The sequence below is a fragment of the Nesterenkonia muleiensis genome (assembly GCF_003600155.1).
GTDB lineage: Bacteria > Actinomycetota > Actinomycetes > Actinomycetales > Micrococcaceae > Nesterenkonia > Nesterenkonia muleiensis.
This window is the reverse complement of the sequence record NZ_QWLD01000029.1, coordinates 80138-92405: the sequence shown is the minus strand read 5'-3', so window position 1 is coordinate 92405 and position 12268 is coordinate 80138. Positions and strand designations below refer to the sequence as shown.

Sequence of the window (12268 nt, the reverse complement as noted above, 5' to 3'; positions counted from 1 at the left end):
AACCCGCCAGTACGTTGCAGCTGATGCCTTCGGCAGCAAGTGACTGCGAGAAAGCAGCAGTCAATCCAACAGCCTCCAGCGAAGAATGTACCGTCAGAGTGATCCAAGCAGCCACGAAATCATAGGTCACGCCGTAGGCATCTGCGTCCTCGCGAGGTAAGACCGCTGTGAGCCCCTCCTCCTCCCAGATCAGTGCCGCAGCACGCTCCCGAACAGGATTATCGGCTGCCACCTTCGCATACACATACTCATCGGGCCGGACGATGGCGTCCATCGAGCGAAGCATGGCAGCCAGGTCGGTCGAACCAGCACTCATCGCCTACCCCTTATCTCTGCATCACCCGCCACGCAGCAACAGAGTCATTCAGGCCCCACCCAGTGATATCACGAGCACAGCATGTTGGACAGACAGCAGGGTGGTTATGAATTCTCGCGCTGACATCGTACCGAGCAAGATGCCACTCCTCCTACTCTTCCACGGAGTACTCTATGACCTGTAGCAGTCCTCGCCTTTAGGACTGTTAGATACGCCATGTGGTATTCGCCACAATTCCACCTAGATTTTCCCTCCCCGATTTGGCCTCTGACCTGGGACTTCGCAGGAAGACAAACTTCACTTACCTCCTAGGATCTTGCATGCCCGAGACACCCAACTACCCGCCTGGGGCGTTCATTCGCCTAGGTGGCGGCACATGTTGCCTCAGAATGAAAGCGTGTATCGAGATGCAGCGAAGGGTTCTCAACCCTGCGCGTTGAACCTCGTACCGTCAGAGGCCTTCGCGTCTGCTCATGCAAGGTAGGCGACTCGCTGCACGCAGCAGATCCGGATGATGGCGAGTCGGCCGCAGCGGCGGACAATCCGTGTCGAAGTGCAGCGGGATGGCAGGCCTGGTCATGGCGCACTTACACGGTCAGGATCTGGCTGCGGAACTGCCGCGGACACCACTAGCGGAGTCCTTTCGTTAGAGGTTGTGGGCCAGTGTGTCGCTCAGCGGTGAGGTTCGTCGGAGTCCATCGAGTTCCCAACGTCTGGGTTGCCGGCCACGGCGCAGCTGGAACAGGGACAGAGTGAGCATGAGGGCCCACCAGTCGATGAGGAGCATCCGCCACTCCTGATCGTTGAGTGGCACTTGCTGGTCGTAGGCGAGGAGTACATCATCGTGGCGGCACCGCCAGACGTGAATCGCCTCAGTGATCCGACGGTCAATCGTGGCAAGCTCGAAGTCGAGAACACCGGAGAGGTTCCCATCCGCCCACAGAATGTTGTGCCTGGCAAGGTCACCGTGGACCAGGGTGCGGCGAGAGGCCTCCCAGTCCACCCGCTGGGCTCCCGCCAGAACCTGGTCCAGTCGTGTCAGCAACCACTCTCGATCCTGCACGTTCTCACACTGGGCCAGGTATCGAGCGGCTTCTGCATCGTTCAACACAGCAAGATGATCAAGGCGATGAGGTTGTGGACCGAGATCTTCGGCGATGCCGTCGATCCGCTGCCACTGGGCAATCAGGTCCGCATGCTGAGAGGGGGTCATGACGGCTGGCGCGCCGGGCAACCAACTCTCAAGCGTCCACCAGGCTCCATCCGACCTGAGCGGCTCTCCGATCGCGGCGGCTACCGGCCACCCAGCTCGACGCACACGGGTGCGTACCTCGACCTGCCAGTCGATGGCCTGGCGCAACCGTTCCGGACCCAACTCCAAGACATCTGAGTACCGCCGAAGCACCAGGGGATCCCCTCCTCGCACCACCAGCCAGTTCGCGCTAGCCCGACCACCCAACGGACGCTCCAAGGCGACGCCGAACTCCTGCGCCACAGCATCGACACTGGCCACCTCCGGAGACTCGTCACCAACCATGGGTGACATCCTCACACGCTCAGCCTAGTACCGCATATCCAGCCAGTAACGACAGCGCTGACGATGCGATCTGCTCGATCCTGGGTGATGTCATCGCGGATGAGCCAGCTACAGCTACTCCTCGATGAGGGGATCTTCTTCGTCAGTTGTCGTATCAAGGCGTTCGAGCCACTCAGCGGGAACCAGACCGACCTGACCCTGGCTCTGATCGCGCCAGTCCTTGACCACAGAGGACGTGAACCATTCCTCAGCGAAGTCGGCATGGTCGACGGCGATGATCTGGAACTTGCCGTTGTTGTCGTCGACGAAGTCATACATCTTCTTGTACAGGTCGCGCACCGCTTGGTCGTCGGCGTCAGCGGTTCCCGCTTCTGTCTGACGTTCACGTTGGGACGGATAATGGCCTTGGGACGGCTGGTCCAGGACCAGGAACCGGGGAACGGGTCGGTCGTGCCGGATGAACGATTCGTGAAGGGCCATGTGGCTGGTGACGTGGTAACCGATCCAGTTCTCGGCGCTGCCGATGCGGTGCAGCGGCACAGGATCATCATCGACTTCGGCCACCACGGTGAGTTCGGCAAGGTCGATGCGTACGTTCTTGTCGCTGTGCTCGAGACCGAGATCCTGGGCGTGCTTAGTGAGGTCGCGTCCGACGCGGTTGAGCCGGGTGGTGAGGCGTTCGCGAGCGGAGTCGTCGGACAAGGACCGCTGGAGTTCGTCGATTGTTCCTTCGGCCACCGCGATCCGTTCACGAATCCGGGCAGCGTTGCTCTCGTCCGCCTCGGGGGCGCGGGCCACGAGTGCGTCGATGCGACCGCGGGTGAAATCTTGCCTACGGCTGGAGTCCCGGCCTACCGCTGACTGCGCTGAGAGCGTTGCGTCGACCGCCTGTCGGAGTTGGCGGACGCGTCGCTGCGCTTCCATGATTTGCTGGTTGATGCTCTCAAGCGCGGCACTTTTCGCCGGCGATGCTCCTCGGATGCCGACCAGTTGCGACTTGAGCTTCTCTAAGGAAGCACGCATCTGACCGCTTGTCGGGTCGGCGGTTTCCTGACCGCACACGGGGCAGCCGGGAACCTGGACGCTGGTCTCCTCATCTCCACTTTCGGCGGCCACGGACGCGGGCGAGAGGAGGTCGAGGCTGGTCAGCCTCCCGACCTGGACTTTCAGCGCGTCTTGGTAGTCGGAGCTACCTTCGGACTCGTCGAGGAGGAGTGCACGCTGTGCGAGCAGCTGGCCGAGCTCGTCCTCGGCGCGTTCGAGATCGTTGCGAGCACGCCGCTCGGCGTCCTGGGACTGCGTAGATGCGGTGTCCGGCGGCACGACGGAGACGTCGCGACTGGCGCGATGCAAGAGTGAGACCAGTTCGTTGCGATTCGTCGGCCGGGTGGATTCAAGCGGGTCCGCCAGACCGACGTCGACTGCTTCGGAGTGAAGCGCAAGAAGTTCGGCCTCGATTCCTTCGGCGTTTTCAATCACGTCGCGCAAGTCACGTTCAAGTCGTTGCAGGCGTCGTTGTTCCTGCCGCAATATCGCCTTCTGCAGTGCCTGGTCGGGCGGGACTGCGCCCAAGAAGTACGGGATGGTGTCTCGCAACGCCTCGTCGACTCCACGCTCTCCGGAGCGGTGGAAGATCTTGGTCGACGACGAGATCTCGTCCTGGCTCTGGATGCACAAAAAAGCCGCGTGACCTAGATGGGTGCGGAGCGGGTCGCGGAGAGACCCGAGAGGCGGTTCGATCCTGCTCTCATCGATGCCGATGCGCTGACCGAGTTCGAGTCGCATGGTCTTGGTGTTCATGTTCGGCTCGAACGGGAACTGCGGAGCCTGGAGCGTGGCGTCCCCCATGGTCAGGAGCGCCTCAACGTTCTTCTGCTGTCCCTGCGGTAGCGGTCGTCCGACGAACGCGCGGCCACCGTCGTCAAATTGCCACATCGCGCCTACCCAGCTGAGCGCCTTCTCCACGTTGCCAGCCGAGGTGGGAATGTCGGAACGCCCCAAGCAGTAATCGATGATCTTGACCAAGACCGACTTACCCTTGCGCGAAACGCCCGTAACGATGTTCAGGCGCCCAGGATTGAAGTCGATGAATTCGACCTCACCGTGGGTTGAGTATAGGTAGACCGACGCAAGTTGCATATAGCCTACGTTGCCATGTTTTGCGTCACTGGGGTGGGAAAAACCGGGATGACACTCCGTGACCCTCTGGGCCGAATCGCCGTCTAAGGCTGCACGCGGAGTGAGGCGAAGATAGCGGCGGCGCTGCCGGCGCGGCCAAACACTCGACCGATCATGCCGGAGGCTCGGTAGATCATAGCGAGGTCACCGTCGACCTTCCGTACGTTGATCTGGGCGCTGGCCAGGCTGCGCAGGGCGTCGCCGTCGAGGAGTTCCATGGTGCCTTCGCGAAGCCCGAACCGCAGGCCTTCCCGCACGTAGGGGGTCATCTGTCGGGCTCGTACGGGCAGGCCTTCGACCAGTACGGCGTTGTCGCCGACCCACTTGGCCAGGCTTGTTGCCTTCGTGCGCGGGAGCCCTTCTCGGGTCGGCCGGTGGAGCACTAAGGGGGTGACGAGGTATGCGAGAGGCCAGGACATTGCGAAGCCAGCGGTCTCTTCGTACTGATTCGCTGCGGTCGCGACAGCGGCGGAGATCAGAGCCGGATTGAACATGGCTGCCGGAACTGGGGATCGCACAGGCCACGCCGGAAGCTCCGGGTCGGTGGCAACGGCGCTGGCGTCAGTTGTCATGCTGTTGTCATCGATCCCATCAGGAGTTCTTCAACCTTGGTCTTGAAGTTCGGGTGCCACCCCAGGTCGCTGCCCTGAGCCATCATGTGGTGCTTCCCGCGGTAGTAGAAGTCCTGGTCGACATGGTCACGAATACGGATGGGCTGTTTAGTGAGAACGTCTTGCAAAAGCTTGCGGCCAGCTTCGGCCTCATCGTGCTCGGAGGCGCTGGCGGGCAACCCAGAGAGCATCAGGCCGAACAGGACGTCCCAGGCTTCGCGGAGCTTCCGTTCGTAGCGTTGGATGTCGTCGCCGCGAAGGAAGTCTCGCTCGAGCCACTTCACCTCGCTGTGCGTTGCGCGGTAGTAGTCGACAATTGCGCGACGAACAACGCGATCGTGCGTCCTCACAAAGCTGAGCTGATGGACGAACACTTCGCGGCCGAGTCCGGACAGGATTTCGTCATCGTCCGCCACGTCGAACTCCGGGAACTCCGGTAACCCTTGGTCGCTGAACGCTACGGTCAGCTGGATGAGTTTGGAGGTGAGGTCGGCGGAGTTCACCGACTGCCGAAGTGTGTCATCCTGGGGGAAGTAGCGGAAGGTTAGCATCTCGACCACTCGACCCCGCCACCAACCCCACAGCTGTTCGAGAAACAGGTCGTGCTTACTCTGTTCGGCAGGGAGATGGGTCCAGATCCTCTCCTTTACGGCCGCCGCAACATCCGCCACCGTAGGTTCAGCGTCGACGACGGTTATCCGAGAGACAAAAGTGTTCTGGGCCGCGGTTCCAAGCTTGCTAAACGCGTCGAAAGCGGCAAGCATCGCAACATCCTTAGTCTTGCTCTGGTCAATCGCTGTTCGCAACTTACTTGCCGCGGCGGCGGCATCGCGGGTATCGAGATCCTTGAGCAGGTATGCAGCGGAGCCCTCCTGTGCGGTTCCTGTGGACACCAACTTTAGCGCCGGACCGTCAGAGTTGTCCGCTTGCCCGTCATCGAGCCACGCCTTGATCGTCTTCCACATCTCCCGCGACATGTCACCGAGCCCGCCCTTGCCGTGGATGGCGTGCTTGATCTGGAGCTTCTCTTCGGCGGTGCCCTCCCGGTCCCAAGCGACGTCATCGTGGAGCTCGAGTGAGACCGAGCGGCCTGGGCCACCGTCCTTGAGCAGGGCATACAGGCAGTAGTCTGCCTGGTACTGGTAGCCCAAGGCGGACCCTGTGGCCGAGTGAGTACCAGTCATGCGTCCCTCCTCGTCCGGTGATTGGTCACACCCTGCACGATAGCCACTTGTCGCGAGTTTGTTGAGCTCTGGGGCGTACTGCGCGTCGTACCTCGTCCAACGATACCCGTGCAGTCTCCTGGATGTGGGTGGATGTCCGCCGGCCGTCGCCTCTGAGCCGAGGGCTCGACACCCGCGGAAGCAGTCTCAAGCCAGCCGCACCGACCTGAAGACTTGGCCTGACCACCGGATCACCTCCTAACCTGGCGCAGAGCAGAGGGACACGTGTAGCCATCATCACCGGCGGAGCGCACCCGGCCCCCGCCATGAACCCCGAGGAGCTGTTCCGTGACCTCGCAGGCATGGACAATGTCCATAGGCGAGACACGCTGTGAGTGCTTGAAGTGGCTGGTCTGGGACTGGCTGGCGAGGAGGGTAATAGAGCTGTCTCAGACTTTCTCGAAGTCGCTTCAACTGGCTTTACCGAAGGCTTGTTCGAGGTGCTCAGCCGTGACGGGGTCCACGGTCTCATCGGGTTGGATGTAGTGCTGCCTCGTGATTCGCGGGTCGGTGTGTCCCAGTAGCTCGGAGGCAAGCACCGCATCCTGGGCGTCGTTGATGACAGTGGCGACAGTCCGGCGGAAGCGATGCGGGGTAACGTTCTCGATGCCCGTTTGGTCCATCACCTGTCGCAGGAGTCGGCGGATGTTGTTCGTCGTATGCGGCGTCCTCGCCCGGGTGCTGAACAATAGCGCCTCAGGGTCAGTATCACCACTACGGTGCAGGCGTGAGCGAATCGCCTCAAGTGCGAACGAGGGCAGGGCCACCCGCCGGACCGAACGGTCAGTTTTGGGGTGGTCTTGCCGGTGGGTCGGTTCGCCTTTGCGGCTGATGATGGTCCCTGCGATCCGCACCATCGGCACCGGGTGATCTAGGTGGAGGTCCTGGAGGCGGATAGCCAGGACCTCACCGATACGGGCGGAAGTACCCAGCATGACCTCGATGATCTGCCCCAGCTGCCCATCCGGTCTCGGACCCGCCAAGACCTTCCGTGATTCCCAAGCAGTGATCGCAGCACGGATGTCGTGTATCTCGCTGATGGTGAGCGCTTCGGGGATGGTCTTCTTCCGGTGCAACCGCGAGACGTGGTCCATAGGATTACGCGGCAAGATCTCATGCCGCACCGCCCGCCCCAGGACCAGGCGGAGGACAACGCGGGCATGGGCAGCTCGGCTATAGCTGCGTTGAGCCAGTTGCTTGAGGAAGTAGTCACAGCGAGCGACCCCGATCTCCCGCAGAGTGAGGTCTTTGAACGCCGGAAAGACCAGGGTGTGCATGTCCCGCTCGTAGAGGTTTCTCGTGGTCCGTGAGAGGCGATCTTCGTTCTCCATGTCCTCTAGCCAGTAGGCGACCAGCTCGGGGAATGGGCTATCGGCGTTCAGCCGGTTGAAGCCGGGCTGGTAGTAAGAGCGTTCGGCGAGTTTCTGTTTCAGCTTCCGTTCCGCAGTGGAGCGTGAGACTCCGGTGGCCTCGACGAGCCTGTTGCGGCCGTCCCAGTCCCGAAACCGGGCACGAGCGACATGGTTACCGTTGGGTTGCTCGCGGCAGGCGATGGTACCGAAGGTGCCGATGGGCGTGCGGGGCCTACCCACTCGCGGTCTCCCCCGCTGTGGGAAAGCTGGCGGCCCCAGGGGAAGATTCACGCATGGTGTCCATCCAGGCATGGATATCGGTGACACCGAACATGATGCGCTTACCGAAACGATACGCGCGGGGACCTTTCCCGTTGGTACGCCAGTCATAGATAGTCGAGACCGGGACACCGAGGTAGTCAGCGAGTTCATTGATGTTCAGTAGTGGCTCCAGGCCCTGCGAGCTGGAATGTGGTTCTTTGATCATCCCTCCAGTCTCGTATCCCAGGACTGGAAGAAGGCCGTCAGGCGGGCCTTCGAAGGCATAGCGCCACGCTTATGGCCGCTGTGGATGCCCTGACCCCGGGCGAGCTCGCCCCTTCAGCGCTCACACGTAACCTTGGGTGATGGCAGCCAGATCTTCGCCACCGAAGCGCTGGGGATCTAGCGATGCTCGCTAACTCTCCGCACAAGGGCACCGGACTCGGCCGATAGGGATTGGCGGTCCCCGTCCGCTGTCTGTCCCTCGAACGAGGCGTTGCCCGATTCCCGGCCGCCAACCTCACGGCGGAGCCACACGCCACCACGATCCATGAGCGGGTAGAGAGAGAAATCAACGCCCCTAAGTTGCCCCGCGTGACCAAACGGGAGCTGAATGCCTAGATCAATTCAATCCCCGTCCTCACCCTGGATTAAGAGAGCAGGTTAATCTACCGGCGGACTGACGGAACCAAACCCGGTACTGTTCATTTCGCCTTCGATCGACAGACACCAACACACGATCAGCCAGGAAAAACTTAGTTCCCTTACGCGTGACGTGAAATCGTCCCAGACACCGTCTGGGACGCCCGTCTTCAAACGACCCACGCCAACGCCTTGACTTAACGCTCAGACAACCGTGAGTAGCGGCGGACCATAGCCGCCCCTATTCCAAGAGACTTGACCCAAATCGCTAAGGATCGACGACCGCAACTTGTACCGCAACCGATGCCCCTTGCTGCTCCCTTCCAGTGCCGCAGGTTACTCAATCGACAGACACTACCCTTAATCTGCGTACAGGAGATCTGCACGCAGCTCAACTACTGCTCACTGGAGGCCAAATGGCACATTTAGGGTTAGATCTCATCAAAGCATCTGAAATCCTGACCTCTGAGAAATATGGAGACTGGTACCGCGACCCTTGGGGATGGCCAGAATGCCAGCCGGACTTTGCAAGGACGCTGCACGCGGAAGACCTCGGTGTTAAGAAAGCTGATAAAAAGTTCGTGTTTGAAGCTGTTCCCAGTTTCCACCTATTTAGCGTCCCGAAGTCATTCCTTGGTGTCCGGCCGGCCGTAATCCAGGATCCGCGTACTCGCCTGGCATATACAGCGGCCGCCATTCGACTGGCCTCGAAACTCCACGCTTCCCTTCCCGAGTGGGTCTACGGCTGGAGATTCCGTGACGGTATCTACTCCCACAAGGGGTCAGAGGAGTGGCTCGATTACAAAACGAGTCAGTCCCAAATAAGTTCCACAGAATATGCAGCACAGACTGATATAACTTCATTCTTTTCATCGATCGATACCGACTCGTTACTCCGGCGGATCACCGAAGTAACACAAGATCATGGCGTCACGACACATATTATCTCCAAGGTCTTGAGTGAGCATGGAAAATTCCCAGGTCGCTCTGGGCTTCCGCAGAGAAGTACTGCTTCAGCCCTACTAGCCCAGTTCGCGCTCAACGGCGTTGACGATCTCATCGCGGCCCGGCTCGGAGACGGACGAATCACCTCAGCTCGAAGATGGATGGACGATATCAGCTTTGAGGGGCCCGAACACGAACTGTATGACTTGCTGTTGAAGCTTCAGGAACATGGCCGGAAATCCGGCCTAGAGCTGAACACCTCCAAGACCTTCCTAACGTCGGGCAGAGCTAGCGCAGAAAAATTGCGGATTGAGGCGCAGGGGCTCATCCAGCTGCCCATGACGACGGTAACTATCGAAACTGATTACGGAGAGCACGAAGCAACTTACATAGATGCGAGCATGCTTGAGAAAGCAGAGGACGAGATTCTTCGCGACCCAGCGGGTGCAGACCGGTCGGAAATCGGCATGGTCATCAAGAGTCTCCTTTACTATGAGCACTTCGACCGGGTTCAGGATTGGATGGTTGCTGCGACACGTCTACCTCATGCTGCTGACAGAATAGGCAGGTACCTCGCAACGGCAAACCGAAATTTTAGAGGCCGGCTTGACCTATCACAATGGTTCGACAAGCTATATAGCTCTCCGTGGAATTACCCGGCCTGGGCAAACGCTCAACTCGCTCTTGCAGTCAGTTCGGACGATCTAAACTCAACGATCCGTAATCATCTCGAGTCCTGGCTTAGTGAATCCCAAAACCTTCAGATGGTTGCTGTTGCGGTTCAAAGACTGGCAACCACCGAACCGGCAAGATTTCGCACGCTTTCAGCAGAGAGAATCGAGAGCGAGCATGACACATTGCTGGTCCGCCTCCTGGCTCTGGGACAACTCACGGCAGGAAGTTCTCAGAGTGATGTTCAAAGTTCGCTGCTCCGTAACCCTAACAATGGCATCATTCTCAAATATCTAGAGTACTCAGGTTGGGAACTTCCCTCCGTTTCTGGAGACTTCGACGCCACAGGTCGCTAGGACGTGTCTCGCACCCGTGTAGCCAAGGGATAACTACGCAGAGTACCGAAGTGGCCCAGTAAATGACCGCGAGCTCTGGAGCTGACGCTGCAGCACGCTTAATCGCAGGGCAGACCGTGTTCGACGACCTACCGCCACCAGATTCGGCGCGAAGGAACCCACAAACCACTACCGTGACTGATCTCGCTTTTGTGTCGCGATCCGAACCTCGGCCACAAAACACATGTTGGACAGCACCCAAAAACCGTCAGTGAAGACCTTGCTGGCGTCGCGTTCCACAGCCTCCCATACGCTGTCGAGATAACGTCAACCCTGCGTCCAACTCCACCTATCGCGCACCGATGAGCTTGTTTCCCGCACTGTGATCGACGCCTTCGCCCGTGGGGCGGAAGCGGTAGCGCGTCCGCACTGCCTGCGTGGCCGAGAACAGCTCCCGCCTCTGGCCGACATGAATGAATTGCCCGCCCCGAAGTCATCGGCATGAACACCCGCCGGCAGTGAAGTACACGAGGCCTCACTTGGGAAACACCCACCTGACCTAGGTGTGGATGCAGCGCTTTGCTACTCCTTGTCCCCGCGGATTGTCTCTCTGTGCCGCTTCCAAGGCGTATAACTCAACTCAGCCATCATGGAACACGCCGTCGGTTCAAACACGTCTCCTAGACTCACGCGGAATTGCGCTTAGTCAATAATTAGTACATGGAAACTTCCGCTGCGCGACATGCATCCAGACCTTGAGGGTCAAAGTTTGAGTAACACGTTTGAGCTTACAGAGTGGCTTGGAATCGAGCCCAAAGACGTCGGAGTGCTGTCCGGAATCTTGCGCACCACCGAAGACGATCATGAGTTGGTGTGGGCGTCGATTATCTTTGCGCCCAGCGACGTTGCTGATGCTGAATGGCCGCTACAAGGCATTCACCCTACGCACCAGGCGGCCAAAGGTCTGGCAGCGCGGTCTCCTTGGCTAGCGGTACGAGTAACCCTGACTCAGGCAGATGCCCATAGCTGGCTTAATGACACCTTGTTGGGGCATTCGCCTGACCTTGGCTCATTACCAGCGTTGCACCCAACCTACTCGCGTGCGGATACGCCCATGCTCCTTTGCCCCAAGGCTGATACGCCTCGCTCTTCGGTGATCGCGCGCGTTGGTAGGCCCGTCGATGGGTTCTGGTTTCCAGCCAACGGTGAACCCTTAGCCATGTCTAACGGGGATGCGTCTGCGCTTGCCAGCATCTCTGGGATGCGCATGACACCAGGACTCACCGGAGAACGAACACACGACCGAGGATTACTGGTTTCGAAGCTACGCAGAGACGCATGGCTGGTAGATGTAGTGGGAGGCAAGAACCTAGAGACGTTCAAAGTATCCGTGATGGCTGACCAAAACCGTGTCTCATTCAGCGATCTCGAGTTGGAACTTGAAGAACAAATCAACGGAGAGGTCAGTGATATTCGACGTCTGCGTCTCCGGGACATCAGATTGCCTGACGTGTCTGAGAACGAATGGATCACAGCATCCTTACCGACCCTGGGCTCCAACGTCGATCGCCGCGTTCGCCTCTGGCACAGTGATGGCCGACTACTTGATCAAACCTCCATGTTTCATATCGCAGAGCAGATCAGTGCTCAAATCAGTCTCATGGGCACAAATCATCGCCTCAATGTGAGCGTCGGAGAGAAGCCAGAAGTTCAGCTACCAGCGCGACTGGAGCGTGCCAGGAACGTAGGGCAACAGCTCACGGAACTCCTCCAGGACGCTATGACAGGAAGAATCGTCTCTACCCGGAACGAATCAGAGTCACGTATTCAACAAGAGCTACGTAATGCACGGGATGAACTTCTAGTCTTAGACCCCTACTTCGGAAGCCACCCTGAGGATTGGAACCTTCTCAGCGCCGTAACAATCCCCGTTAGAGTCCTATCGGGACGAAGCGCCAAAGGCCCTCCTCTAAATGTCTCTGCCAAAAAGTGGAGCATAGGAACGCCCCCGTTTCACGACCGGTTCTACCTCTGGACCAACGGTGGCATCAGTGTTGGAACTTCACCAAGTGGCTTCGGAAAACGGATCTTTCGCATCGACAAGCTCGATGCCGCTGAGTCTCTTTACTTAAGTCAACGCTTCGAAACTTGGTGGCAAGACACTAAAGCAATTGATCTCTAACTTTCGCTACTCGG

General features: G+C 59.2%; 9 protein-coding genes. 2 read left to right on the top strand and 7 right to left on the bottom strand.

All coding sequences use genetic code 11. The annotated features are described in order from the left end of the window. From DVO78_RS08440 to DVO78_RS08410, 7 genes are all read right to left on the bottom strand, one after another. A partial coding sequence (locus tag DVO78_RS08440) for an ACT domain-containing protein (protein WP_120004375.1) occupies positions 1 to 316 on the bottom strand: 316 nt, incomplete at its 3' end. Positions 317 to 962: 646 nt separating this feature from the next. Then, positions 963 to 1862 carry a phosphotransferase gene (locus DVO78_RS08435; protein ID WP_120004374.1) on the bottom strand — a complete coding sequence of 300 codons (900 nt, stop codon included), beginning with the start codon at positions 1860 to 1862 and terminating at the stop codon, positions 963 to 965. A gap of 105 nt (positions 1863 to 1967) precedes the next feature. Beyond that, positions 1968 to 3992 carry a DUF3732 domain-containing protein gene (locus tag DVO78_RS08430; RefSeq protein WP_120004373.1) on the bottom strand — a complete coding sequence of 675 codons (2025 nt, stop codon included), beginning with the start codon at positions 3990 to 3992 and terminating at the stop codon, positions 1968 to 1970. Positions 3993 to 4075: 83 nt separating this feature from the next. Then, a complete protein-coding gene (locus tag DVO78_RS08425; protein WP_120004372.1) occupies positions 4076 to 4603 on the bottom strand; it encodes a three component ABC system middle component in 528 nt (175 codons plus the stop codon). Then, positions 4600 to 5826: an ABC-three component system protein gene (locus DVO78_RS08420; protein WP_120004371.1), complete on the bottom strand. Its 1227-nt coding sequence runs from the start codon at positions 5824 to 5826 to the stop codon at positions 4600 to 4602. The genes DVO78_RS08425 and DVO78_RS08420 overlap by 4 nt, the downstream gene beginning before the upstream one ends. 449 nt (positions 5827 to 6275) lie before the next feature. Beyond that, positions 6276 to 7457, bottom strand: a complete 1182-nt coding sequence (locus tag DVO78_RS08415; protein WP_120004370.1) for a tyrosine-type recombinase/integrase — start codon at positions 7455 to 7457, stop codon at positions 6276 to 6278. Continuing rightward, positions 7450 to 7704, bottom strand: a complete 255-nt coding sequence (locus DVO78_RS08410) for a helix-turn-helix transcriptional regulator (RefSeq protein WP_120004369.1) — start codon at positions 7702 to 7704, stop codon at positions 7450 to 7452. Before DVO78_RS08410 ends, DVO78_RS08415 begins: the two co-directional genes overlap by 8 nt. A gap of 832 nt (positions 7705 to 8536) precedes the next feature. Between DVO78_RS08410 and DVO78_RS08405 the strand changes: the two genes are divergently transcribed. Then, a complete protein-coding gene (locus DVO78_RS08405; RefSeq protein ID WP_120004368.1) occupies positions 8537 to 10093 on the top strand; it encodes an RNA-directed DNA polymerase in 1557 nt (518 codons plus the stop codon). A 748-nt stretch (positions 10094 to 10841) separates the two neighbouring features. Then, positions 10842 to 12254: a hypothetical protein gene (locus DVO78_RS17530; RefSeq protein ID WP_157983952.1), complete on the top strand. Its 1413-nt coding sequence runs from the start codon at positions 10842 to 10844 to the stop codon at positions 12252 to 12254. Positions 12255 to 12268: the final 14 nt, after the last annotated feature.